Origin of the sequence: Streptomyces sp. XY006 (genome assembly GCF_002237655.1) — a bacterium.
Lineage (GTDB): Bacteria > Actinomycetota > Actinomycetes > Streptomycetales > Streptomycetaceae > Streptomyces > Streptomyces levis.
Genome location: NZ_NOKT01000010.1, coordinates 165,395 through 189,752 on the forward strand (window position 1 = coordinate 165,395; position 24,358 = coordinate 189,752).

Annotated in this window: 16 protein-coding genes; 11 read left to right on the forward strand and 5 right to left on the reverse strand. The window is 72.5% G+C overall.

Going from position 1 to position 24,358, the window contains the following annotated elements; translation table 11 throughout:
• Nucleotides 1-238 precede the first annotated feature (238 nt).
• The 3 genes from CHR28_RS14010 to CHR28_RS14020 form a co-directional block, all read right to left on the reverse strand.
• Nucleotides 239-1,261, reverse strand: coding sequence for a hemolysin family protein (locus tag CHR28_RS14010; protein WP_094053925.1), 1,023 nt, complete (start codon nucleotides 1,259-1,261; stop codon nucleotides 239-241).
• On the reverse strand, nucleotides 1,258-2,601 hold the full coding sequence (locus CHR28_RS14015; RefSeq protein WP_094053926.1) for a hemolysin family protein: 1,344 nt from the start codon (nucleotides 2,599-2,601) through the stop codon (nucleotides 1,258-1,260). Before CHR28_RS14015 ends, CHR28_RS14010 begins: the two co-directional genes overlap by 4 nt.
• Nucleotides 2,602-2,764: 163 nt before the next feature.
• Nucleotides 2,765-3,298 (reverse strand): MarR family winged helix-turn-helix transcriptional regulator, encoded by a 534-nt coding sequence (locus CHR28_RS14020; protein ID WP_094053927.1) that lies wholly within the window; start codon nucleotides 3,296-3,298, stop codon nucleotides 2,765-2,767.
• A 122-nt stretch (nucleotides 3,299-3,420) separates the two neighbouring features.
• On the opposite strand from CHR28_RS14020, the gene CHR28_RS14025 reads away from it, so the two are divergent.
• Nucleotides 3,421-3,936: a YceI family protein gene (locus CHR28_RS14025; protein ID WP_094053928.1), complete on the forward strand. Its 516-nt coding sequence runs from the start codon at nucleotides 3,421-3,423 to the stop codon at nucleotides 3,934-3,936.
• A 55-nt stretch (nucleotides 3,937-3,991) separates the two neighbouring features.
• Here CHR28_RS14025 and CHR28_RS14030 read toward each other — a convergent pair whose 3' ends face one another.
• Complete coding sequence (locus CHR28_RS14030) at nucleotides 3,992-8,218, reverse strand: bifunctional nitrate reductase/sulfite reductase flavoprotein subunit alpha (protein ID WP_094053929.1); 4,227 nt, start codon at nucleotides 8,216-8,218, stop codon at nucleotides 3,992-3,994.
• Nucleotides 8,219-8,411: 193 nt separating this feature from the next.
• Between CHR28_RS14030 and CHR28_RS14035 the strand changes: the two genes are divergently transcribed.
• The 4 genes from CHR28_RS14035 (at nucleotide 8,412) to CHR28_RS14050 (ending at nucleotide 11,223) form a co-directional block, all read left to right on the forward strand.
• Complete coding sequence (locus tag CHR28_RS14035; RefSeq protein WP_094053930.1) at nucleotides 8,412-8,807, forward strand: cell division protein SepF; 396 nt, start codon at nucleotides 8,412-8,414, stop codon at nucleotides 8,805-8,807.
• A 93-nt stretch (nucleotides 8,808-8,900) separates the two neighbouring features.
• The gene (locus CHR28_RS14040; protein ID WP_256984243.1) at nucleotides 8,901-10,229 is read left to right on the forward strand and encodes an ATP-binding protein; all 1,329 of its coding nucleotides are present in this window, start codon (nucleotides 8,901-8,903) and stop codon (nucleotides 10,227-10,229) included.
• Nucleotides 10,222-10,554 carry a nucleotide pyrophosphohydrolase gene (locus CHR28_RS14045; RefSeq protein WP_094053931.1) on the forward strand — a complete coding sequence of 111 codons (333 nt, stop codon included), beginning with the start codon at nucleotides 10,222-10,224 and terminating at the stop codon, nucleotides 10,552-10,554. The genes CHR28_RS14040 and CHR28_RS14045 overlap by 8 nt, the downstream gene beginning before the upstream one ends.
• Before the next feature lie 198 nt (nucleotides 10,555-10,752).
• Nucleotides 10,753-11,223, forward strand: coding sequence for a DUF6099 family protein (locus tag CHR28_RS14050; RefSeq protein WP_094053932.1), 471 nt, complete (start codon nucleotides 10,753-10,755; stop codon nucleotides 11,221-11,223).
• A 481-nt stretch (nucleotides 11,224-11,704) separates the two neighbouring features.
• On the opposite strand, the gene CHR28_RS37775 is transcribed toward CHR28_RS14050, so the two are convergent.
• A complete protein-coding gene (locus CHR28_RS37775; protein WP_179272430.1) occupies nucleotides 11,705-11,878 on the reverse strand; it encodes a hypothetical protein in 174 nt (57 codons plus the stop codon).
• Nucleotides 11,879-12,117: 239 nt separating this feature from the next.
• Here CHR28_RS37775 and CHR28_RS14055 point away from each other — a divergent pair, with 239 nt between their 5' ends.
• From CHR28_RS14055 to fxsT, 6 genes are all read left to right on the forward strand, one after another.
• Nucleotides 12,118-13,041: an LLM class F420-dependent oxidoreductase gene (locus CHR28_RS14055; RefSeq protein WP_094053933.1), complete on the forward strand. Its 924-nt coding sequence runs from the start codon at nucleotides 12,118-12,120 to the stop codon at nucleotides 13,039-13,041.
• A gap of 156 nt (nucleotides 13,042-13,197) precedes the next feature.
• Nucleotides 13,198-14,661, forward strand: a complete 1,464-nt coding sequence (locus CHR28_RS14060; RefSeq protein WP_094053934.1) for a 3' terminal RNA ribose 2'-O-methyltransferase Hen1 — start codon at nucleotides 13,198-13,200, stop codon at nucleotides 14,659-14,661.
• Nucleotides 14,658-17,198, forward strand: coding sequence for a polynucleotide kinase-phosphatase (locus tag CHR28_RS14065; protein ID WP_094053935.1), 2,541 nt, complete (start codon nucleotides 14,658-14,660; stop codon nucleotides 17,196-17,198). The genes CHR28_RS14060 and CHR28_RS14065 overlap by 4 nt, the downstream gene beginning before the upstream one ends.
• 196 nt (nucleotides 17,199-17,394) lie before the next feature.
• Entirely contained in the window at nucleotides 17,395-18,921 is a 1,527-nt protein-coding gene (locus tag CHR28_RS14070; RefSeq protein WP_179272431.1) for a VMAP-C domain-containing protein, read from the forward strand.
• The gene (locus CHR28_RS14075; protein WP_094053936.1) at nucleotides 18,918-19,988 is read left to right on the forward strand and encodes an AAA family ATPase; all 1,071 of its coding nucleotides are present in this window, start codon (nucleotides 18,918-18,920) and stop codon (nucleotides 19,986-19,988) included. Before CHR28_RS14070 ends, CHR28_RS14075 begins: the two co-directional genes overlap by 4 nt.
• A gap of 57 nt (nucleotides 19,989-20,045) precedes the next feature.
• Nucleotides 20,046-24,293, forward strand: coding sequence for an FxSxx-COOH system tetratricopeptide repeat protein (gene fxsT / locus CHR28_RS14080; RefSeq protein WP_256984244.1), 4,248 nt, complete (start codon nucleotides 20,046-20,048; stop codon nucleotides 24,291-24,293).
• Nucleotides 24,294-24,358 lie beyond the last annotated feature (65 nt).

Consider the following 24,358-nt stretch of genomic DNA (forward strand, 5'->3'; position numbering starts at 1 on the left):
CGGGCTTGCGCCCCGCACGCGGAAGCGGGCACTTCGGCGCCAAGTTCCCGTGCGGCGGCGGCGCGGGGGCGGCGGGCCCGGGCGGCCCGCCGCCCCCTGGCGCGCGGTGTGCAGATGTGCGGGAGGTTCGGGCCCCGCCCGAATCAGGCCGAGGGCCTCGCCCGTGTCGGGCCGTGGACCCGCGTGCGTCCGGCCGAGGGCCTCGCCCGTGTCAGGCTGACGGCCCGGTCCGTCCGCGTCACGCCGCGGCGGCCGGTTGCATCAGGCGGGCCAGCAGGTCGTCCAGCGTGACCAGACCGGAGAGGTGGCCCGAGCCGTCGCGGACCACGGCCAGGGACGAGCGGCGGCGGCGCAGCACCTCGATCGCGTCGGCGACCGTCGTGGCCTCCGTCAGCTCGGGCACCGGCCGGGCCAGATCCCGCGCGGTCGTGGCGCGCCCCCGGGCCCGGGCGACCAGGGCGTCCCGGGCGTGCACCGACCCCAGGACGACGCCGTTCTCCCGGACGAGCAGCCGGGTGCGGTCGTGCGCGGCCGCCAGCCGCAGCAGGGCGTCGACGTCCGCGCCGCCCCCGACCCAGGTGATGTCGGCGGCGGGGATCCGCAGCGCGGCCACCGGGGTCTCCGGCTCGGTCAGCGAGCGGGTCAGCAGCTCCGAGTCGGTCGCGCTGATCAGGCCCAGCCGCTCGGACTCCTCCACCAGGTGCGTCAGCTGCTCCCGGTTGTGCACGGAGGCCAGCTCGTCGCGCGGGGCCACCCGGCACAGCCGCACCAGGGCGTTGCTGAGCCGGTTGAGCAGCCGGATCAGCGGGCGCACGACCCGCACCACGGCCCGGAAGGGCGGGGAGAGCAGCATCGCCGACCGCTCCGGGTGGGCGATCGCCCAGGACTTGGGGGCCATCTCGCCGACCACCATGTGCAGGAACACCACCACGACCATCGCCACGGCGAAGGCGACGCCGTAGCTGACGGCGCTGGGCAGGCCCAGGGAGTGCAGCAGCGGGTCGAGCTCGTGCGAGATGGCCGGCTTGGACACCGAGCCCAGACCCAGCGTGCACACCGTGATGCCGAGCTGGGCACCGGCCAGCATCAGGGACAGCTCGCGCATGCCGGCCAGGGCCGCCCCGGCCCCGCGCCGGCCCTCGGCCGCCGCCTTCTCGACCCGGTGCCGCTTGGCCGCGACCAGGGCGAACTCGGCCGCCACGAAGAAGCCGCTGCCGATCAGCAGCAGCACGGTCACGAAGACCGCCATCGGGAAACTCATGCCATCTCCTCGGCTTCCTCGGCGTCCGCGAGCACGCTGATGCGGACGCGGTCGGCCACGTGCCGGTCGAGCGTGCGCACCTCGATCACGGCGCTGCCGCCCTCGGGCAGGTCGACGGTGACCCGGTCGCCGACGGTCGGGAAGCGGCCGAGCCGGTCCACGACCAGGCCGGCCACGGTGTCGTAGTCGTCGTCCTCCGGCAGCCGGACACCGGTCGCCTCGGCCACCTCGTCCAGGCGGCGTCCGGCGTCGACCAGCCAGCCGTCGCCGACCGCGACGGCCAGGAGCGTGACCTTGTCGGACTCGTCGGCGATGTCGCCGACCAGTTCCTCCGCGATGTCCTCGTACGTGACGATGCCCGCCACGCCGCCGTGCTCGTCCAGGACGACCGCGAACTCGTCGTCCTGCTCGCGCATCCGCGCCACCGCGTCGGGCAGCGCCAGCGTGTCCGGCAGCAGCAGCGGACCCCGGGCCACCTCGCCCGCCCGCGCGCCGGCCAGGCGGGCCGCCGGCAGCGCCATCAGCTCGCGCACGCCCAGCACCCCCGCGATGTCGTCCGGGTGGTCGCCGAGCACCGGGTAGTTCGAGTGGCCGTGCCGCGCGATCAGGCCGACCGCCTCCTCGGCGCCGGCGTCCTTGCGGACGAAGACGGCGTCGGCGCGCGGCACCATCACCTCGTCCAGGGTGCGCTCGGAGAACTCCAGCGCGTGGTCGAGCAGCGCCGCGGTGTCCTTGGGCAGCTCGCCCTGCTCGTGGGACTCGCCGATGAGATGGCCCAGCTCCTCCAGCGTGGCGCCGTGGTGCAGCTCCTCGACCGGCTCGATGCCCACCTTGCGCAGCAGCCTGTTCGCCGCGCTGTCGAAGACGTGCACGACGGGCCCGACGACCTTCAGATACGCCAGCGTCGACGGGGCCAGCGCCTTCGCCAGCCGCTCGGGCACGGCGATGGCGAGGTTCTTCGGAGCCAGCTCGCCCAGCACCATCTGCACGACCGTGGCCAGCACGAAGGCGAGCACCACGGAGACGCCGCTCACGGCCGCGTCGGGCAGGCCGAGGCCGGACAGGGCCGGCTTGAGCAGGGCGGACACCGACGGTTCGGCGATGAAGCCGACGACCAGTCCGGTGACGGTGATGCCGAGCTGCGCGCCCGACAGCATGAACGACAGCCGCTCCAGCACCTTCAGGGCACGGGCGGCCCGGCGGTCCCCGGCCTCGGCCTCACGCGCGAGGGTGAGCCGGTCGGCGGAGACGTAGGCGAACTCCTGGGCGACGAAGTAGCCGGTGCCGGCGGTCAGCAGGAACACGGCGAGCAGGCCCAGCAGGGCCTGTGCGGCACTCATCGAACACCACCCCGCCGTGTGCCGCGATCAGTGATGTCGTGGCGGGATGGTCCGGGACTGTGCCCCGGGGGGTCCGTCGGTCTGGCGGACAAGGACGCGCTCCTCATGTCTGGTGTGTACCCGGCACAACGCTCGTCGTCGCGCCCGTGTTCCCGGGCTGATTCTACGACGGTGTAGAAAACGGCCGGGGTGCGCCCTGGTCCGTCCGGGATTCCTCGGCCAGCTCCGGCACCAGCCCGCACAGCGCCTGACGCTGCTCCGGTCCCATGAACCGTCCCAGCGCCTCGGTGACCGTCTGCGCGAGCGGCGCCGACGCCTCCGTCAGCAGTTGCCGTGCCTTGTCCGTGAGGGCGACCTCGACGCCGCGCTTGTCGCCGCAGACCGATCTGCGGGTGACGAGCCCGGCGTGCTGGAGGCAGGCGATCTGGTAGGTGAGGCGGGTCTTGGGGCGACCCAGCAGCTCCGCGACGCGCGTCATGCGCAGTCCGCCCTCGGGCTGCTCCGCGAGCAGGCACAGGACGAGGAACTCGTCGTGCGAGACGTCCAGGCTCTCCTTCACCACCGTGCGCAGCCGCTGCTCCACGGCCCCGGTGGCGGCGAGCAGGAGCATCCAGGCACGCAGCTCGGCGGGCAGCAGCCCACCGCCCCCGGAGGGGCATTCGGGCTGGTCGGCGGGGTGCTCCTGCGGATCGGCCATGCCCCCAAGCCTACCTGTCGTCCAAATTTGGAGCAGGGGGTTGTTCAATTTTGGACGAGCCGCTAGCGTGCAGTCATCCAAATTTGGACCAACAATGTCAGGCCAACGAGTGGGAGAAGACCATGACCGTCGCCGTGGAAACCGGAACGTGGCAGCTCGACGCGACCGCCTCGACCGTGGGCGTGCGGCACAAGACCATGTGGGGCCTGGTCACCGTCAAGGGCACGTTCGCCGAGGTCGGCGGCTCGGGCGAGGTCCGCCCCGACGGGTCCGCCGTCGGCACCCTGACCTTCGACGCCGCCTCCCTCGACACCGGCAACGCCAAGCGCGACACCCACCTGAGGTCCGACCACTTCTTCGACGCCGATCACCACCCGGAGATCACCTTCGCGGCCCACAGCGCCGAGCTCCGCGACGGCGACCAGGTGCACGTCGTCGGCCGGCTGACCGTGCGCGGCATCAGCAGGCCGCTGTCCCTGACCGCCCGCCTGAGGGACGCCGACGCCACGGGCCTCACCCTGGACACCGAGTTCAGCGTCGACCGCGAGCAGTTCGGCATGGCCTGGAACCAGCTCGGCATGATCCGCGGCCGGACCACGGTCACCGCCACCCTCCGCTTCGGCCGGGCCGCGGCCTGACCCCCTCCGCCCGGCACGTGACACTTCCACGAGGGGGCAAGGCCGGCGGCGGTCGTCAGTACACGTCCCGCACGTACCGCTTGTCCGCCGCGAGCTGCTTCACGTACGCGGCCGCCTCCGTCTCGCTCAGCCCGCCGTGCGCCACCGCGATGTCCCGCAGCGCCCGGTCGACGTCCTTGGCCATCCGGGAGGCGTCCCCGCACACGTAGAAGCGGGCGCCGTCGCGCAGCCAGTGCCACAGCTCCGGGCCGTGCTCGCGCATCCGGTCCTGCACGTACACCTTGTTGCGCTGGTCGCGCGAGAAGGCGGTGTCCAGCCGGGTCAGGGTGCCCTCGTCGAGCAGGGCGGTCAGGTCGTCCTCGTAGTAGAAGTCCGTCGCGCGGTGCTGCTCGCCGAAGAACAGCCAGTTGGGGGCGTGGTGGCCGAGGGCCCGCCGTTCCTGGAGGAAGCCGACGAAGGGCGCCACGCCGGTGCCCGGACCGACCATGACCATCGGCGTCGAGGCGTCGGACGGGGGCCGGAAGTGCGGCGAACGCTGGACGAACACCGGCACCTCGGTGTCCGGGCCGGCGTCGGCGAGGAACGGTGAGCAGACCCCGCCGCGCGCCCGGCCGTGCAGATTCTCGTACCGCACCACCGACACCGTCAGCGACACCAGGTGCGGGTCGGTCAGCGGGCTGGAGGAGATGGAGTACAGCCGCGGCTGGAGCTTCCTGAGCACCCCGGCCCACTCGGCGGCGCTCGCCCGCACCGCGTACTCGGCGACCACGTCCACGGCCTGCCGCCCCCAGCTCCACTGCGCCAGGCCGTCCTTGTTGTCGGGCCGCAGCAGCCGGCGCAGCGCGTGGTCGTCCCGGGTGCGCTCGGCGACGAAGCGGAGCAGGTCGGGGGTGATCCGGGTGATGTCCAGGTGCCGGTGCAGGGCCTCACCGAAGGGGACGTCGCCGGCTGCGCCGACCGGCACGGCCTCCGAGGCGTCGAGCCCCGTCACCGCCAGCCACTCCTCCACCAGCGCGGGCGAGTTGACCGGCCGCACGCCGAGGGCGTCCCCGGCCTCGTACGTCAGATCCGTGCCGCTGGTGTCGAAGGTGAACCGCCGCACCTCCTTGCCCGCGCCGGGGCCGCTGAGCAGCTCGTTGCCGACGAGCCGGGCCGTGGCGACCGACGGCTTGGCCCGGGGCGGGGGCGTGGCCTGGGCCGGAGCCTTGTCCTGAGCCGGTGCCTTGTCCTGGGCCGGCGGGTCGGCCTGGGCCGGGGGCTTGGCCTGGGCCGGCGGGGCGGCCTGAGACGGCGGCTTCGGAATCTCGGTGGTGGTGCGGCCGAGCGCCGAGAGCACCTCGTCGAGCCAGGCCCCGGCCGAGGGCTCGTAGTCCGGCTCGCAGTCGGCGCGCGGCGCCAGCCGCACTCCGCCCAGCTCGCCGAGCCGCGCGTCGAGCCGCCGTCCGTGCCCGCAGAAGTCGTCGTACGAGGAGTCGCCGAAGGCCAGTACGGCGTACCGCACCCCGTCCAGCCGCGGGGCCCGCTCCCCGCAGAGGGCGTCCCAGAGGCCGGAGCCGTTGTCGGGCGCGTCGCCGTCCCCGAACGTGCTGGTGATGAAGAGCAGGTCGGCCGTGCGGGCGAGCGAGGCGACGTCGGCCTGGTCCATGCCGACGAGGGTGGTGCGGTGCCCGGTCGCGGCCAGCCGCTCGGCGGTGGCGCCGGCGAACTCCTCGGCGTTGCCCGTCTGCGAGGCCCACAGCACCACCACCTCACGCCCGGCGGGCTCGCCCTCGGGCGCGGCCGGTGGCGCCGAGCGCGAGTACATGCCGGCGAGGACGCCGTTGACCCACAGGGCGTGCTCGGGCGAGAAGGGCGCGTCGGGCGGCAGCACCGGGATGCCCGGGGCACCCGAACCCAGCCCGGCGAGAAAGCCGTTGAGGTACTGACGCTCCTGCGCGGACAGCACCGGGGGAGGGGCGGGCGCCAGCCCGAAGGCGTTCGTGGTGCCCGGGGCGACGGCGGCGGGCGTGACGGCGGCGGTGGGCGTGACGACGGCGGGCGTGGCGGTGAGGGGCGTCAGGGCCGTCAGGTCCGTCTCGGGCGCCACCGGTACGGACGCGCCGGGGGCGGAGCCCGCCGGGGCCGGGGACGCCACCCTCGCCAGCGACACCGCGCACACCTTGAACTCCGGCTGGAACGACAGCGGATCCACCGCGTCGTTCGTCACCGCGTTGACGCTGAGGTACTCGCCGAACAGGTCGTTCCAGTGGAACGGGGCGAAGCAGCACCCCGGCCGCACCCGGTCCGTGACCACCGCCGGCAGCACCGCCCGGCCGCGCCGCGAGGCGACCTCGACGAGATCCCCCTCGGCGATCCCGAGTGCCGCGGCGTCCTCGGGATGCACCTCCACGAACGGCCCCGGATTCAGCCTGGTCAGCTTGGCGACCTTGCCGGTCTTGGTCAGCGTGTGCCACTGGTGCTGCACCCGCCCCGTGTTGAGCGTGAACGGATAGTCGTCGTCGGGCAGTTCCGCCGCGGGCAGATGGGGCCGGGCGAAGAAGACGGCACGGCCGCTCGCCGTCGGGAAACGCAGCTCCCCGTCACCGACGTACCGGATCGGATTGCGCGCGGGGCCGTCCTCGCGCCTGGCCGGCCACTGCACGGGCGTCTCCCGCAGCCGCCCGTAGGTCACCCCGCGCAGGTCCCACCCGGTCGTCGGGTTCCCGAACCGCCGTATCTCCTCGAAGACCTGCTCGGCGCTGTCGTACGAGAACCCCTTCTCGTAGCCCATTGCGCGGGCGACCTCCGCGATGATCCGCCAGTCGGCCATCGCCTCCCCGGGCGGATCGGCGGCCGGTGAGGTCAGGGTGAGGGTGCGCTCGCTGTTGACGAAGACGCCCTCCGCCTCGGTCCACATCGCGCCGGGCAGGACGACATCGGCGTACGCGTTGGTCTCGGTGTCCGCGAACACGTCCTGGGTGACGACGAACTCGGCGGCCTCCAGCCCCTCGATGACGGTGCGGCGGTTGGCGACCGAGGCGACCGGGTTGGTGCAGATGATCCAGCAGGCCTTGATCTCGCCGTCGGCCAGCTGCCGGAACATCTCGACGGTGCCCTTGCCGACGCCGTCCGCGCGCAGCGTGCCCGGCGGCAGTTCCCACACCTCCTCGGTGAACGCCCGCTCCTCCGCCACCAGGACCGACCGCTGGCCGGGCAGGCCCGGACCCATGTAGCCCATCTCCCGCCCGCCCATGGCGTTGGGCTGGCCGGTCAGGGAGAAGGGCCCGGCCCCGGGACGGCAGATCGCGCCGGTCGCCAGGTGCAGGTTGACCAGGGCGTTGGTGTTCCAGGTGCCGTGCGTGGACTGGTTCAGGCCCATGGTCCAGCAGCTCATCCACCGGGCGCCCGCCGCGCCGATCAGCCGCGCCGCCGTGCGCAGGTCCTCCTCGGTGAGCCCGGTGATCCCGGCGACCGCCGCCGGGGTGTAGTCGGCGAGGAAACCGGGCAGCGCCTCCCAGCCCTCGGTGTGGGCCGCGACGAACTCGGGGTCGGTGTGCCCGCCCTCGTGCAGCAGGTGCAGCAGGCCGTTCAGCAGCGCCAGATCGGTACCCGGCCGGACCTGGAGGAACAGGTCGGCCTTGGCGGCCGTGGCGGTCCGGCGCGGATCGACCACGATCAGCTTGGCACCCGCCTTGACCCGCTCCATCATCCGCAGGAACAGGATCGGATGGCAGTCGGCCATGTTCGACCCGATGACGAGGAAGAGATCCGCCCGGTCGAAGTCCTCGTAGGAACCGGGCGGTCCGTCCGCGCCCAGCGAGAGCTTGTAGCCGGTGCCGGCGCTCGCCATGCACAGCCGCGAGTTCGACTCGATCCGGTTCGTCCGCACGAACCCCTTGGCCAGTTTGTTCGCCAGGTACTGCGCCTCCAGGCTCATCTGCCCGGACACGTAGAAGGCGACCGCGTCCGGCCCGTGCTCGTCGACGATGCCCCGCAGCCGTGCCGCGGTCGCGGCGATCGCGTCGGCCACCGGCGTCGGCACCTGCTCCTCGCCCCGGTCGGCGCGCACCAGCGCGGTGGTCAGCCGGCCGGGCGCGGCCAGCATGTCGGCCGTCGTCGCGCCCTTCGTGCACAGCCGGCCCGCGTTCGCCGGGTGCGCCTTGTCGCCGGAGGCCTTCAGGACGGTGCGCCGGCCGTCCGGGCCCATGGCCACGTCGAGCACGAGACCGCAGCCGACACCGCAGTACGAGCAGACGGTGCGCACCTGCCGCGTGTCCGGCCGGCGCTCGGGGGTCGTGGTCATGCACCGACGGTACGAATCGCCCGTTACGCCGCTGTCACACCGCTTGATCATCGGGAGTTACGCCCGTCACACAGCCGCCATCCGGCCGTTGTGAGGTGCATTGAGGTCGCGGAGCGTGTCGCAGTTGGGCCGAACGGGTGACTCTGCGCAAGAATTGCCCGATGCAGACAGCCAGTGCGAGCCAGGACGGAGCATGCCGGTGAACAGCCACGATGTCACCGACGAACAGTGGGAGGGGCTCGCCCAGGTCGTGCCGCTGCGGGGCCGGGACGCCTGGCCCTCCTCCGTCGGCCACCGCTCCATACCCGAGGCCGAGACCGAGGCGCGGCGCCGTTTCGTCGTGCTGCGTGTGAACGTCTTCGCCGACGCCCGGGACGTCGCGGAGACACTGATGGCGGGCGTGCCGGTGCTGCTCGACCTGACCGGGGCGGAGACGGAGGTCGCCAAGCGGGTCCTCGACTTCAGCACGGGCGTCGTCTTCGGTCTGGCGAGCGGGATGCACCGGGTGGACCGGAACGTGTTCCTGCTGACCCCGGCCGGGACCGAGGTCACGGGACTGATGGAAGGGGTCGGCGTGCCCGGAGCGTGACGCGCGGCGGCCGTCGCCGCCAGGTCGCCCGATCGTAGGAACGCCGCGGGGACGGAACGGTTCGTCCCGCCGGCGGCCCCCTACGGTCCGGATATGACGCCACCCCCCGCCCCCACCACGCCTTCCCGGGCTCTCCCGACGCCGACCACCGCACCCGAACCGACTCCGGCCGCCGCACCCGATCCGGCTCCGGCCGGTCGACCCACTCCGACTCCGGCGCACCCGCCCGGTCCGAGTCCGGCCACCCTGCCCACGTCGGCTGCCGCACCCACTTCGAGTCCGGCCACCCCTGCGCATCCCGGCCGGCCCCACATCACCGAGCTGCGCCTGTCCGCCTTTGCCGGGCACCGTCGGGCCGTGCTCCCGTTCGGGCGGCTCACTCTCCTGGCCGGCCCCAGCGGCTCCGGCAAGTCCAGCGCGCTGCGGGCCTACGAGGCGCTCGCCCGGCTCGGCGGCGGGGACGTACTCGGCGAGGCGTTCCCGGACCTCGCCCTCTGCGTCCCGGAACGGGCCCGGCCCGACGCCCGGAACCGCCGGGGCTTCCGCATCGGCTGCACGGCCGACGGCCCGGCCGGTCCCGTCCGGCTCGACCTCGCCGTGCAGGCCGAGCCCGAACTGCGCATCGTGGGCGAGCGGCTCACCTCCGGCGGACTGGTCCTGCTGGAGACCGCCCTGCGCGACCCCGGCAAGCGCGTCGTCCAGGCCGCCTGGCACACGGCCGGTCCGACGCCGGTGACCCGAGGCCCGCTGCCCGACGACCGGCTCGGCACCGCCCTGTTGCCGCTGCGCGTCGCGGGCCGGACCCCCGGACAGCGCAAGGTGCTGGCGGCGGCCGAGCAGATGGTCGTCGCCCTGCGCTCGGTCTTCGCCTGCGACCCCGAACCCACCCGCATGCGCGAACCCGTACCGGCCGGACCCGGCCGTTTGCTCGGCGACTGCGGGAACCTCGCCGAGGTGCTGTGGCGCACCCGCACCGAGTGCGGGCGGCGGCACGCGCGGTTCGTGGCGGCGGCGGGCGCGGGCTGTGCCGGGCCGGTGACGGACGTGCTCGCCGAGGAGGTGCGGCAGGACGGCGTCGGGGGCGTCCGTGCCGCGCTCGACCGCGGTGACGGCGTCCGTACGGACCTGGGGCGGCTCGGCGACGGCGAACTCCGTTACCTGGCCCTGTCCTTGGTGCTGCTCACCGGTCCCGGCGTGCTGGAGGTCGACCCGGCCGGCGAGGTGCCCGCCGCGCTGCAGACGCTCACCGTCCTGGCCGACGGACTGGACCGCGCACTGGACCCGCTGCAGCGGCGGGAACTGCTGGGCCTCGCGGCCGCGATGTGCGAGCGGGGGCACATCCGGCTGGTCGGCGCGGTCAGCGACGCCTCGTGGGCCACCGGGACCGAGGGCGTCACGGTGGTACACCTGGACCGTGACTGATCCCCATCCCCTGGACGTGGCGACCCTGCAGCGCCGGCTGGCCGAATTCGCCGCCGCGCGCGACTGGCAGCAGTACCACACCCCCAAGAACCTGGTCGCCGCGCTGAGCGTGGAGGCGTCCGAACTGGTCGAGATCTTCCAGTGGTTGACGCCCGAGGAGTCGGCTGGCGTGATGGCCGACCCGGACACCGCGCACCGCGTCACCGACGAGGTCGCCGACGTGCTCGCGTACCTGCTCCAGCTGTGCGAGGTGCTCGGCATCGACCCGTTGGCGGCCCTCGACGCGAAGATCGACCGCAACGAACGCCGGTTTCCGCTGCCTTAGCGGGGTGTCCGGGCGGGCGGGGAGTGGCGTCGTCCGTTTGTACGCTACGTAACCAAAAGGCGGCCCGAATCCGAATTGTTGTCCGTTAATTTCCGTCTTCCTCTGGCTTTTGGTCTCACGGGCCTTCACTCTGGGTAGTGAACAAGGGAGTTCGGGCAGACGGACGCGCGGGGCGCGTCGGACAGACGGGGGCAGCGCATGGACGCGGTGCGGCTCATCGTGACGAGCAGGCGGTCCCTGGCCGCGGGTGGCGAGGCGCGGGAGGTCATGGCCGAGGTGTGGCAGGCGCAGGCCCTCGCGCAGGCGATAGGGAGCCGCCTCGCGGTCGCCGGCCCACCCGAACTGCGCGGTGAGGCCCTGGGGTTGACGGAGCTGGCGGGCCGCGGCTGCGGCGTCCTGGACGCGCCCGAGCTGGCCCCGGGCGAGCTGCGGGCGGGCCAGCTCACGGAGCTGGGCGACGCCCGCCACACCCTGATGTACCTCGGCGGCCTCCTCGGCGAGGTCGGCATCGCCCTGGTCGCCCTGGCCTGCGCCGCCGTCGACGAGGGCACCTACTGGCAGTGCATGGAGGCCATCGACGCGGCGGACGAGTCCCGCGACCGCGTCCTGGAGATGCTCCGCAGACTCGCGGACCGCGAACAGGCAGTCCCGGAACGGGAGGCGGGGTGAGGCCGTAGGGGAGACCCAGGCACAACCCCAGTCCGAGCAAGGCCCCCGCTCCCGGACGCGCCCCCAGCCGCCCCGGCCCGTAGCTGCCCGGCCCTCAACCGGCCCGGCCCCAGCCGCCCCGGCCTATAACCGGCCCGGCCTCAGCCGCCCCGGCCTATAACCGGCCCGGCCTCAGCCGCCCCGGCCTATAACCGGCCCGGCCTCAGCCGCCCCGGCCTATAACCGGCCCGGCCTCAGCCGCCCCGGCCTATAACCGGCCCGGCCTCAGCCGCCCCGGCCTATAACCGGCCCGGCCTCAGCCGCCCCGGCCTATAACCGGCCCGGCCTCAGCCGCCCCGGCCTATAACCGGCCCGGCCTCAGCAGCTCCGGCCCATAACCGCCCCGGCCCCAGCCGCCCCGGCCTATAACCGGCCCGGCCTCAGCAGCTCCGGCCCATAACCGCCCCGGCCCCAGCCGCCCCGGCCCATAACCGCCCCCGCCCTAGCCGGCCCGGCCCTCCTCGACCGTCTCCCGTCCCGCGTCCCCCGAGGCCTGGAGATCCGCGTCCAACGCCGACAGGTCCGCGTTCAACGCCGCCATCAGCTCCTCCATCTGCTGCAACAGCCCTTTCGGCTGCCTGGTCCCGCCCTGCTGCGGCACGGTCTCTTCGGACATGACGGCCTCCTCGGCCCCTGGCCCCCCGGGGAGGCCGACGCGGGTGACGCCCCGGCGGTGACCGGCCGGTGCGGAAGCCGGGGGCTCCGGCTCCGCACGAGCAAACGATCACCACCGGGGGCGGTCACTGGCCCTGTCACGCGGGTCCTGCGGTATTGACGTAATTTCACCCGACCGGGGACGCGGTGGGACGGGGGACCGATCGCGTGGTCAGTCGCCCCGGCGTGCAGGATGGAGGCATGGATCTTCGCATCTTCACCGAGCCCCAGCAGGGGGCGACCTACGACACTCTGCTCGCTGTCGCCAAGGCCACCGAGGACCTCGGCTTCGACGCCTTCTTCCGCTCCGACCACTACCTGCGCATGGGCAACGTCGACGGCCTGCCCGGCCCCACCGACGCCTGGATCACCCTGGCCGGACTCGCCCGTGAGACCAAGCGCATCCGCCTGGGCACGCTGATGACCGCCGGCACCTTCCGGCTGCCCGGCGTGCTCGCCATCCAGGTCGCGCAGGTCGACCAGATGTCCGGCGGCCGCGTCGAACTCGGCCTCGGCGCGGGCTGGTTCGAGGAGGAGCACAAGGCCTACGGCATCCCCTTCCCCAAGGAGAAGTTCGCCCGGCTCGAGGAGCAGCTGGAGATCGTCACCGGCCTGTGGGCCACGGCCCCCGGCAAGACCTACGACTTCCACGGCACCTACTACGACCTCACGGACTCGCCCGCGCTGCCCAAGCCGGCCCAGGCCAAGATCCCCGTGCTCGTCGGCGGCCACGGCCCGAGCCGCACCCCGCGGCTGGCCGCCCAGTACGCCGACGAGTTCAACATGCCCTTCGCCTCGGTCGAGGACAGCGAGCGGCAGTTCGCCCGGGTGCGCGCCGCCGCCGAGGAGGCCGGCCGCAAGGGCGACGACCTGACCTACTCCAACGCCCTCGTCGTCTGCGTCGGCCGTGACGACCAGGAGGTCGCCCGCCGGGCCGCCGCGATCGGCCGCGAGGTCGACGAGCTCAAGCTCAACGGCCTGGCCGGTTCCCCGGCCGAGGTCGTCGACAAGATCGGCCGCTACGCCGCGATCGGCTCCCGCCGGATCTACCTCCAGGTCCTCGACCTGGACGACTTGGACCACCTGGAGCTGATCTCCTCGCAGGTGCAGTCGCAGCTGTCGTAGCGGCCGGGCCAGTCCGCCGTCGATAAACGAAGGCGCTGGTGGGCACAGGTGTGCGAAGCTGTGGGCGTCGTCCTGCCGGGCCCCCGGGATCACCACTCCTGGGGGCTTTCGCGTACGGCACCGCAGTCATCCGACCCGGCCGGAGAGGCCCCCAGCATGTTCCTGACGATCAGTACCACCGGCACCCCGGAGCGCCCCGCCACCGACCTCGGCTACCTGCTGCACAAGCATCCCGACAAGGCGCAGGCGTTCTCCACCTCCTCCGGCACGGCGCACGTCCTCTACCCCGAGGCCGACGCCGGGCGCTGCACGGCGGCCCTGCTGCTGGAAGTGGACACGGTGGCCCTGGTCAGGAAGGGCAAGGGCAAGGGACGCGGCGGCGCTCCCGACGCGGCGCTCGCCCAGTACGTCAACGACCGCCCCTACGCGGCCTCCTCGCTGCTCGCCGTGGCGCTGAGCAGCGTCTTCTCCAGCGCGATGAAGGGCGTCTGCCACGCCCGCCCGGAGCTGCCCGGCCAGGCCAGGCCGCTGCGCGTCGAGGTGCCCGCGCTGCCCGCCCGCGGCGGCCCCGGCCTCGTCACCCGGCTCTTCGAGCCGCTCGGCTGGACGGTCACCGCACAAGCCGTGCCCCTGGACACCGAGTTCCCCGACTGGGGCGACTCGCGGTACGTCCGCCTCGTCCTCGAATCCGGCACGCTCACCGTCGCCGAGGCCCTGCGCCACCTCTACGTCCTGCTGCCGGTCCTCGACGACGCCAAGCACTACTGGGTCGCCCCCGACGAGGTCGACAAGCTGCTGCGGGCCGGCGAGGGCTGGCTGCCCGGCCACCCGGAGCAGAAGCTGATCACCAGCCGCTACCTCTCACGCCGCTGGTCGCTGACCCGCCAGGCGACCGAGCGGCTGGAGCTCGTACGGCTCGCCGAGGCCGACGACAGCGAGGTCGAGACGATCGACAACGCCGTCGAGGCGGAGACCGAGACGGAGGAGAAGCCCACCCCGCTGGCCGTGCAGCGCCGCGAGGCGATCGTCACGGCGCTGCGGCGCTCGGGCGCCGCCCGGGTGCTCGACCTGGGCTGCGGCCAGGGCCAGTTGGTGCAGACGCTCCTCAAGGACCCGGCGTTCACCGAGATCGTGGGCGTCGACGTGTCCATGCGCGCCCTCACCATCGCCTCCCGGCGGCTGAAGCTGGACCGCATGGGCGAGCGGCAGGCCTCCCGCGTCACGCTCCTGCAGGGCTCGCTCACGTACACCGACACCCGGCTCAAGGGCTACGACGCCGCCGTGCTCAGCGAGGTGATCGAGCACCTCGACCTGCCCCGGCTGCCCGCCCTGGAATACGCCGTGTTCGGCGCGGCCCGCCCGCGCACGGTCCTCGTGACCACCCCCAACGTCGAGTACAACGTGCGCTGGGAGACCCTCCCGGCCGGACACGTCCGGCACGGCGACCACCGCTTCGAGTGGACCCGCGACGAATTCCGCGCCTGGGCGCAGGCGGTGGCCGAACGCCACGGCTACACGGTCGCGTACGAGCCCGTGGGACCCGACGACCCCGAGGTGGGACCGCCCACCCAGATGGCCCTGTTCACCCTGACGAACCCGAAGGAGGCGAAGGCGGCATGACCGACGAGACCCAGGGGCGCGTGCTGCCCGTCACCGACCTGTCCCTGGTGGTGCTGATCGGCGCCTCCGGCTCCGGCAAGTCCACCTTCGCGCGCAGGAACTTCAAGCCGACCGAGGTCGTCTCCTCCGACTTCTGCCGCGGCCTCGTCTCGGACGACGAGAACGACCAGAGCGCGACCAAGGACGCCTTCGACGTCCTGCACTACATCGCCGGCAAGCGCCTGGCCGCCGGCCGGCGCACGGTCGTGGACGCGACCAGCGTGCAGTCCGAGGCCCGCCGCCAGCTGATCGACCTGGCCCGTCAGTACGACGTGCTGCCCATCGCCATCGTGCTCGACGTGCCCGAGGAGGTGTGCGCCGAGCGCAACGCGGCCCGCAGCGACCGCGCCGACATGCCCCGCCGGGTCATCCAGCGCCACACCCGGGAACTGCGGCGCTCCCTGCGGCACCTGGAGCGCGAGGGCTTCCGCAAGGTGCACGTCCTGCGCGGTGCCCAGGAGGTCGAGCACGCCACGGTCGTCACCGAGAAGCGTTTCAACGACCTGACCCACCTGACCGGCCCCTTCGACATCATCGGCGACATCCACGGCTGCGCCGCCGAACTGGAGGCGCTGCTCGGCAAGCTGGGCTACACCGACGGCGTCCACCCCGAGGGCCGCACGGCCGTCTTCGTCGGCGACCTCGTCGACCGCGGCCCCGACAGCCCGGGCGTGCTGCGCCGCGTGATGTCCATGGTGAAGTCCGGCAACGCGCTGTGCGTCCCCGGCAACCACGAGAACAAGTACGGCCGGTACCTGCGCGGACGCAACGTCCAGCACACCCACGGCCTCGCCGAGACCATCGAGCAGATGGCGGGCCAGAGCGAGGAGTTCGTCGCCGAGGTGCGGCAGTTCCTCGACGGCCTCGTCAGCCACTACGTCCTCGACGGCGGCCGGCTCGTCGTCTGCCACGCCGGCCTGCCCGAGAAGTACCACGGCCGCACCTCGGGCCGGGTCCGCAGCCACGCCCTGTACGGCGACACGACCGGGGAGACCGACGAGTTCGGCCTGCCGGTGCGCTACCCGTGGGCGGAGGAGTACCGCGGCCGGGCGGCGGTCGTCTACGGCCACACCCCCGTCCCGGAGGCCACCTGGCTCAACAACACCATCTGCCTGGACACCGGCGCCGTCTTCGGCGGCAAGCTCACCGCGCTGCGCTGGCCGGAGCGCGAGCTGGTCGACGTACCCGCCGAGCGGGTCTGGTACGAGCCGCTGAAGCCGCTGCGCAGCGAGGCGCCCGGCGGGCACGACGGCCGCCCGCTGGACCTCGCGGACGTGCGCGGCCGGCGGGTCGTGGAGACCCGGCACCAGGGGCGCATCTCGGTCCGCGAGGAGAACGCGGCGGCGGCGCTGGAGGTCATGAGCCGCTTCGCGGTCGACCCGCGGCTGCTGCCGTACCTGCCGCCGACCATGGCCCCGACGGCCACCAGCCACGTCGACGGCTACCTGGAGCACCCGGCCGAGGCCTTCGCCCAGTACGAGCGCGACGGCGTCGCGCGGGTCGTGTGCGAGGAGAAGCACATGGGCTCGCGGGCGGTGGCCCTGGTGTGCCGCGACGCGCAGGCGGCCCGCAAGCGCTTCGGCGTGGACGGGCCCACCGGGTCCGTCTACACCCGCACCGGCCGCCCGTTCCTCGACGACGACACGCTCACCGAGGCGATCCTCGACCGGCTGCGCACGGCGATCGGCGAGGCCGGCCTCTGGGACGAGCTGGAGACGGACTGGCTGCTGCTGGACGCCGAGCTGATGCCCTGGTCGCTGAAGGCGTCCGGGCTGCTGCGCTCCCAGTACGCCGCCGTGGGCGCCGCGTCCGGCGCGGTCTTCCCCGGCGCGCTGGACGCGCTGCGGGGCGCCGCCGAGCGGGGTGTGGACGTCTCCGGCCTGCTGGCCCGCACCGGTGAACGCGCCGCCGAAGCCGCCGCGTTCACCGCCGCGTACCGCCGCTACTGCTGGACCACCGACGGCCTGGACGGCGTCCGCCTGGCACCGTTCCAGATCCTCGCGGTCCAGGGGCGCAGCCTGGCCGCCCTGCCGCACGACGAGCAGCTCGCCCTCATCGACCGGCTCGTCGAGCACGACGGCAGCGGCCTGCTCCGGACCACCCGCCGGCTCTACGTCGACACGGCCGACCCCGAGTCGGTCCGGGCCGGCGTCGACTGGTGGCTGGAGATGACCGGCCGCGGCGGCGAGGGCATGGTCGTCAAGCCGGTCGGCGCGGTCGTCCGCGACGGCCAGGGCCGCCTGGTCCAGCCCGGCATCAAGTGCCGCGGCCGGGAGTACCTGCGGATCATCTACGGCCCCGAGTACACCCGCCCGGAGAACCTCGCCCGCCTGCGCTCGCGCTTCCTCAACCACAAGCGCTCCCTGGCGATCCGCGAGTACGCACTCGGCCTGGAGGCCCTGGACCGCCTGGCCGGGGGCGAGCCGCTGTGGCGGGTGCACGAGGCGGTGTTCGGGGTGCTGGCGCTGGAGTCGGAGCCGGTGGATCCGCGGCTGTGAAGGAGTGGGCGACGGTTCTTCCGTCGCCCACCTGCGGTTTCCGATCCCTCGACGCCAAGCGACCTGGTTAGCCGGGAATCGACGTGCTACGTTCCCTGGTCAGTCAGTTGTACCGGCTCGTGGGGGAAGGTCGGTGGAGACAGCGGCGGATTTAGGCGAGTTCGGGCGCACGCCTGGAGGGTCTCTGTTGCTCCGCATGACAGAGGCGCTGTGCGAACTGAGCTGTGTGGAGGATCAACCCGGGCGGGTGTTCTTCGCCGGTGTTCTCTCCGAGCAGCTGAATCTGCACGTCGATGTGCGCGGAACCAAGCAGCGTGAAGACGTCATCGCCCTGGTGCGCGCAGCGCTCAGCGTGCCGGAGGGCGGGCGGGTGCTGGTCGACGTGGTGCGGCTCTTCGAAGGCGCCTCGGTCGCTTCGCAATTCGAGCGGTTGTTGATTCCCGGTGGACACGCGGTGGACGTCGCCTCGCCGTTGTCCGGACCGCTCACCCGACGCGACATGGAAGGGGCCCTGGCCCTGTTGGCGGCCGTGAGGGGACAGCTGTCCGCGTCGGCTCTGCGTGACGGGCTCGCCAGGGAGTTGCACTGCCAGATGCCGCCTCGCTTGTCTCCCGAACAACTCTTCACCCACCTGGCGGAGTTGAACGTGCAGCCGGACGGTCTGCCACCGGCCGTGCTCCTCATCGAGCATGCGGCCGGGTTGGTGCCGACCCCCGCCTGGCAGCACGCCTTGTCCTCGTGGTCCCGGGGCTGGGCAGAACGGGCCGGGCTGCTCGCCCCGCTGCGGCGACGCCGGTCCCAGCGGTTCGGTGCCACTGCCGACCCCGCCATTCCCCGGTGTCTGGTGGTGACCGTGGAACCGGCCGGAGACGGTTCCGGGGACATCGTGGTCCGCCCCTGGCTGAACACGGTCCCCGGCTACTGGCACCCCCGGCCTTCTCTGCCCGAGACGATCGGCCTGGACGGACTGGGCGGGGCGGTGGAGCGAGCCCTGCGTCAGGTTGTGCGGCTGGCCCCCACAGGCCCGGGTGAACCCGTTATCGACGATGCGCAAGCCATGCCGCCCTATGTCGAGTTCGTCCTGCCGTACGAGCTGCTGAACCACAACGTGGCCGGACTGACCGTACGTTCGGGGGACGGTATCGCACTGCCTCTGGGACTGAAGTACGCGGTGCACCTGCGCAGCCTGGAGCGGATGCGCACGGACGACGTACTGGTCAGAGCGCAATGGCTGGAGCGATGGACCCGACTGCAGCGTCAGGGGATCACCGTGCACGGCTGGCGGTCGGCGGACACCGAAGGGCTGGACGAGTGGCAGGCAACCCTTGCCGCCGATCCCGGCCGCACCGCCGCCGTGATCGACGCTCCCGACGGGGGCCCGGCCATGGAGGTACTCAAGGCTGCCATCGCCGAGGGAGTCCCGCTGGCGGTCTGGGACCGGCGGGGCACGTTCCTGGAAGAGCGGCGCGAGGTGGTCACAGCCGTCTTCGCCGCCGTCCAGAAGCCGGCCCACCTCCCCCTCGTCATCCATCGGCTGAGACGCAGAGCTGAAGTCGATGCCGCCGGAACACTACTGCTCGGGCGGCACATCGCCTTCTTCTGGGACGACCCCCACCGGCTCGTCGACATCCAGACAGCCGCGGACGACGACCTGGCGCCGGACCATGACATCGCCTATACGGACGGCAGGCACACCATCGACAGTGAGGGGACTCCGGTATGAGCGGGACGGAGCCGGCGGAGGTGGAGGACTGGCGTGTTTTCCGTGCCACAGGAGCCGCCCCGCGAGGGACGCCACCCCGACTACCGCCCGTACCGCCTTGGCGCCGGTTCCGGGGCGGCCCGCCGCAGCCTCCCGCACCCGAGGACGAGGAGTCGGCGACACGCCGCCTCGGACAGGTCGACGCGGTGCCCCAGCTCGACAGCGAAAGCATCGACATCGTCAATGCCGCCCTGCTGCTGCGCAGGCCGCTGCTGGTCACCGGGTCCCCGGGCGTGGGCAAATCCACACTCGCCTACCTCATGGCCCGTGAGCTGGGCCTAGGCCGCGTACTCGAGTGGAACATCGTCAGCCGGACAACCCTGCGTGACGGCCTCTACTCTCATGACGCACTCGGCCGCGCCCAGGCCATCGCGGCCTGGCGGGCCGGCCTCACCCCTGTGGAAGCCGCCCCCTCGGACGCTCGGACCGAGCACGGGGCGCCGGCAGCGTCAGCACCCGCCATCGGGGATTTCATCACCCTGGGCCCGCTGGGTACCGCCCTGCTGCCCTATGAACGCCCTCGAGTGCTGCTTGTCGACGAACTCGACAAGAGCGACATTGACCTGCCGAACGACCTCCTGCATGTGCTCGAGAACGGCAGTTACGAGATTCCGGAGCTGGTGCGGGACACCCAGGACAGCGCACAGGTGCACACCGGCGACCCGGGGATCCACGCCGTCGTACGGCAAGGACGGGTGGAATGCCGGGAGTTCCCGGTCGTTGTGATCACCAGCAACGGGGAACGGGAGTTTCCTGCCGCGTTCCGCCGGCGTTGCCTCCCGCTGGCGATGCGCACTCCGACCCGCGAGCAACTGCTCGCCATCGTGGAGAGCCACCTGAGGACGCGGCCGCCGGACGCCGTAGCCCTCGTGGACTCGTTCGTCCAGCGCATCGAGGCGGGTGGCATGCACTCCCTGGATCAGCTGCTCAACGCCGTCCAGCTCACCTCCAACGGCACCTTCCGCGCCGACGAAGGCGGACGCAGGCTCCTGGAGATGCTGCTGCGAGATCTCGCGAAGGGCCGATGAATGAAGCGGGAGCCCGGCCGTGCGGCATCCGGGCCCGGTCCCGACGGTGCTCACACGATGGTGACAGCGGAGGCGTCCCCGACCGCCCGGCGGCCCTCCGCCCTGCGCTGGCAGGACCTCGCCGACGCCGTGTGGTTGGCGGCGCACTGGACCGACAGCGGGACCCACGTCCGCACCGACGGCAACTCTCCGGACGCGGAAGGAGCCGGTCCGGCGCCCGCGACCCCGCCCCGGCTGTCGCACGAGGATCCGGGAGCCCAGCCGGGGCGCGAAGATGCCCTGGGGCCCGAGATCCCCTCCTTCACACCGGACCCGGACGGCGCCGACCGCATACGACTGGGTGTCCCCGCTCTGTCGCGCGAGCGGCCCACCGCGCCCACGGGCGGGGGACCCGCTGCCGAGCTGGCGCGAGTGCTGCACCGCCTTTCCCGCCAAGTGCCGTCCCACGACGCCGTGCAACTCGACGAAGAGGCCACGGCGGAACGGGGCATCTTCGACGAGCTGTGGCTTCCCACCTTGCGGCCCGCCGATGCCACCGCCTTCGAGCTGGTCATCCTCATGGACGATGCTCCCACCATGGCGGTGTGGCGTGAGGAGACGACCGCCCTGGCCGCCGCCGCTGAGCACAGCGGTGCCTTCCGTGCCGTACGCACCGTCGACGTGGTGGTGCCCCGCAGTGGCGAGCCGATGCTGCGCTGGAGTGCCGCGGGAACCACGGCGGATGTCGGTGAGGTCCTCAACGGCCGTAAGGACCGCCTCTTCCTCGTCGTCACGGACGGACTCCGCCACGGCTGGGCCACACCCGCCGCCGACCACCTCCTCGGCCGCCTGGGCCGGGCCGGCCCCACCGCTCTCGTGCATCTCCTCCCGCCGCACATGCGGCACCGCTCGTCCCTGTACCCCTATCCGGCGCAGCTGGAGGCCGGTGGTTTCGGAGCGACGAACCGTCGCCTGAGTCTCCAGCCGTCGGCCGGCGGGCTCGATCCGATGCGTCCGCTGCCACGGCTGGTCGACGGGACCCTGCCCGTCCCGGTGCTGTCACTGAAAGCGGGGTCGTTCTCCGCTTGGGCCGACCTCGTGGTCGGAGAGCGTGGCGTTCGGAGGGCTCTACCCACCGTCGTGGCCGGAACGCTGCACCAAGGAGTCCCCGCACCCGGCCTGCGTGCCCCCCGTCGGGCGGGTGCCGGTGAAGCGGTGGGCCGCTTCTTCACGCTGGCCACACCCATAGCCCGGCGACTGGCAACCGAAGTCGCCGCCGTACCCTTCGAGTTCGACATCATCGACCAGCTGCGGAGACGGACGATTCCGACGGCCGGCCCCGAACACCTCGCCGAGATCCTGATGGGTGGTCTGATCGACTGGGGCGGACGCGACATGCAACGCCTCGAATTCGCCGACGGTGTCCGCGAAGCACTCCTGGCCACCACGACCCGTGCTCAGCTGGCCCGCATCATCGGGGTCCTCGGTGAACTGCCCGCAGCAGGTGAGCGGGGCGTCGCCTTGCGGGCCGCTCTGCGGGACCCGTACGGCACCGCCCTGCCTGCCGCCAACTCCGGGGCCTGGCGACAGTCGGAGCTCGCCGTCATGCGGGCGCTGGCAGGACCGTACTCCGAACGAGCCCGCCGGATCGAGGCGGAGCGAGGCATTCCGGGTGCCGTCGGCGACACGCCCGGAGGGCGATCCACGAGACCGCAGGGCGACACCGCCTTCGAGCGGCCAGCCGCGCGGACGGCTACGGCGCCAGCGGACCCGAACCAGCATCCAACGGAGGCAGGGCAGGGAATGAACAGGACATCGACGGAACGGCCTGCCCTCCTGGTGAACGTTCCCCTGCGGAACACCACGTTCGTCGGCCGGCAGGCACTGCTGCGAGCAGTGGAGGAGCAACTCGCAGCCCAGGACACCGCAGCCGTACTGCCTCACGCATTGCACGGACTCGGGGGCGTCGGCAAGTCTCAGCTCGTGCTGGAGTACATCTACACCCACCAGCACGACTACAGAGTGATCTGCTGGATTCCCGCCGAGAGGGAGAGCCTGGTGCTTGCGGCCCTCGCGGCCCTGGCCGCCCAGTTGGGCGTCGCGCCGGCCGATCAGGACACGGCGGGAGTCCCGGCTGCCGGTACGGCGGTTCCCGCCGCCCTGGAAGCGCTGCGCACGGGGGTGCCGTACGACAACTGGCTGCTTGTCTTCGACAACGCCGAAGACGTTGAGATGGTGCGTGGCTACTTTCCCGCAAACGCGCCCGGGAAAATCATCGTCACCTCCCGGAACCGGGCCTGGGAACGGGTGGCCACCTCACTGCCGGTGAACGTCTTCGAGCGCGAGGAGTCCATCGAGCTGCTCCAGAAGCGCGCCGTGGAGCTGCCGCGCGAGGACGCCGACCGCCTCGCCGAGGCCCTCGGCGACCTGCCCCTCGCAGTGGAGCAGGCGGGCGCCTGGCTCGGTGCCACCGGCATGGAGGTCAGCGAATACCTCGAACTGCTCGCCCGGCGCAGCCCGGAGATCCTGGAGATCGAGCAAAGCCCCGACTATCCGGTCTCCGTCGCCGCCGCCTGGGACATCTCCCTGGAGCGGATCAGGCAGAACAACCCGGGGGCCCGCCAACTGCTCGACATCTGCGCCAGCTTGGCTCCCGAACCGATCCCGAGGTCGATCCTGCGCAGCAGCCGGGGCGTCAACATCACGCCGCAGATCGACCCGATGCTGCGTGAGCCGATCAAACTGAACCGGGCGATCCGCGACCTCAGCCAGTTCTCCCTCATCAAGGTGGACCCGCGCGCGGGCACCCTGCAGATGCACCGCCTGCTCCAGACCGTGCTCCTCGCCAAGCTCGGCGAAGAGGAACGCGAGCGGATGCGGGACGCCACCCACCAGCTGCTGTCCGCCGCCAACCGCGGCCCCTTCGGGTCCTCCCTGGAGTGGCGCGACTACCAGGCGCTGCTGCCCCACGTGCTCGCCTCCCAGGCGGTGACCAGCACCGACCCCTACGTGCGTGACCTGGTCTACGACACCATGTGGTTCCTCTACTACTGGGGCGACCACGAGGGCGCGGCGGCCTTCGGCCGGCAGGCGTGGAGCGCCTGGCTCGCCGCCTCCGGCGAGGAGGACATCTATGTCATTCGCATGACCAAAGGCTTCGCGTTCCTGTTGCGGCGGACCGGGCAGATCCCCGAGTCGATACCGCTCACCGAGAAGGCGCTCGAGGTGTCCCGCAGGATGCAGGTGGAGCCCGAGGAACTCATCGACTCCCTGTGCGACATGGCGGACGCCCGCCGCTACCAGGGCCGGTTCCAGGAGGCACGGGAGCTGGGCCGCGAGGCCACCGAACTGGCCCGCTCCTTGTTCGGCCCTGAGGACCAGGCCACCCTGCGGGGTGCTCACAGCTGGGGCGTGGACCTGCGACTGTGCGGGCAGTTCGAGGAGGCGCTCACGCTGGACCGGGAAACCGCCCGCCAGCGTGAGGCCCTGTTCGGCGACGCCAGCCTCTTCACGCTCAACACGCTCCACTGCGTCGGCATCGACACGCGGGAGGCAGGCCGATACCCCGAGGCACGCGAGATCCAGGAGGACGTCTACCGCCGGGCGCTGACTGCGCTCGGTGAGAAGAACCCCCTGACTCTGCGCATCGCTCGAGACCTCGGAGTGTGCCGCCGCCGGGACGGGAACCTCGCCGAGGGCGCCAAGCTCACGGAGGAGACGCTGCGGCACTTCGGGACCCGATACGGCGACGAGCACCTCGACTCGCTGACCACGGCGACCAACGTCGCCGTCGACCGCCGCCTGGCCGGGGACCTGGACGGCTCCCACCGGCTCGCGGCCATCACCGCGGCCCGGCTGGAGCGGCGCCTCGGAGCGAACCACGCACACACCCTGTTGACCCGGGCCAACCTGGCCGCGACCGAGCGTGCCCTGGGCGCCCTGGACTCCGCGCAGGAGCTGGAGGACGACGTCGTGCGCCGGCTGAGCGACACCGTGGGGCCGCATCACGTCATCACCCTCACGGTGGGCATCGGTCAGGCCAGCACGTCCTATGGCCGGCTCGACTTCGAGCGGGCTCACACCATCGACTCCGCCAACCTGCTCCTGCTGACTGAGGTGGCGGGTGAGGACCACCCGCTCACCCTCTCCTGCACCTCCAACCTCTCCCTCGATCTGCGGGGGCTCGGGCGGGCCGACGAGGCGGACGTGCTGCAGCGCAAGGCGGTGGAGGGCCTCGCCGCGGTGCTGCGCAACGACCACCCCTGGCTCCAGGCCGCGCGCCAGCGCCGCCGCATCGAGTGCGACATCGCTCCCATGCCCATGTGACACCGGCCGCGCCGGTTTGCCGGGCCGCAACTTCCGGGCAAGAGTGAGGAGTTGACACCGCAAGG

What these genes read in the sequence shown, in the direction of transcription:
- CHR28_RS14075 (WP_094053936.1), top strand. Translation starts at nt 18,918, where the DNA reads ATGAGCGGGACGGAGCCGGCGGAGGTGGAGGACTGGCGTGTTTTCCGT.
- CHR28_RS14020 (WP_094053927.1), bottom strand. Translation starts at nt 3,298, where the DNA reads ATGGCCGATCCGCAGGAGCACCCCGCCGACCAGCCCGAATGCCCCTCC.
- CHR28_RS14010 (WP_094053925.1), bottom strand. Translation starts at nt 1,261, where the DNA reads ATGAGTTTCCCGATGGCGGTCTTCGTGACCGTGCTGCTGCTGATCGGC.
- CHR28_RS14055 (WP_094053933.1), top strand. Translation starts at nt 12,118, where the DNA reads ATGGATCTTCGCATCTTCACCGAGCCCCAGCAGGGGGCGACCTACGAC.
- fxsT (WP_256984244.1), top strand. Translation starts at nt 20,046, where the DNA reads ATGGTGACAGCGGAGGCGTCCCCGACCGCCCGGCGGCCCTCCGCCCTG.
- CHR28_RS14060 (WP_094053934.1), top strand. Translation starts at nt 13,198, where the DNA reads ATGTTCCTGACGATCAGTACCACCGGCACCCCGGAGCGCCCCGCCACC.
- CHR28_RS14025 (WP_094053928.1), top strand. Translation starts at nt 3,421, where the DNA reads ATGACCGTCGCCGTGGAAACCGGAACGTGGCAGCTCGACGCGACCGCC.
- CHR28_RS14050 (WP_094053932.1), top strand. Translation starts at nt 10,753, where the DNA reads ATGGACGCGGTGCGGCTCATCGTGACGAGCAGGCGGTCCCTGGCCGCG.
- CHR28_RS14040 (WP_256984243.1), top strand. Translation starts at nt 8,901, where the DNA reads ATGACGCCACCCCCCGCCCCCACCACGCCTTCCCGGGCTCTCCCGACG.
- CHR28_RS14030 (WP_094053929.1), bottom strand. Translation starts at nt 8,218, where the DNA reads ATGACCACGACCCCCGAGCGCCGGCCGGACACGCGGCAGGTGCGCACC.
- CHR28_RS14035 (WP_094053930.1), top strand. Translation starts at nt 8,412, where the DNA reads ATGCCGGTGAACAGCCACGATGTCACCGACGAACAGTGGGAGGGGCTC.
- CHR28_RS14070 (WP_179272431.1), top strand. Translation starts at nt 17,395, where the DNA reads ATGACAGAGGCGCTGTGCGAACTGAGCTGTGTGGAGGATCAACCCGGG.
- CHR28_RS37775 (WP_179272430.1), bottom strand. Translation starts at nt 11,878, where the DNA reads ATGTCCGAAGAGACCGTGCCGCAGCAGGGCGGGACCAGGCAGCCGAAA.
- CHR28_RS14015 (WP_094053926.1), bottom strand. Translation starts at nt 2,601, where the DNA reads ATGAGTGCCGCACAGGCCCTGCTGGGCCTGCTCGCCGTGTTCCTGCTG.
- CHR28_RS14065 (WP_094053935.1), top strand. Translation starts at nt 14,658, where the DNA reads ATGACCGACGAGACCCAGGGGCGCGTGCTGCCCGTCACCGACCTGTCC.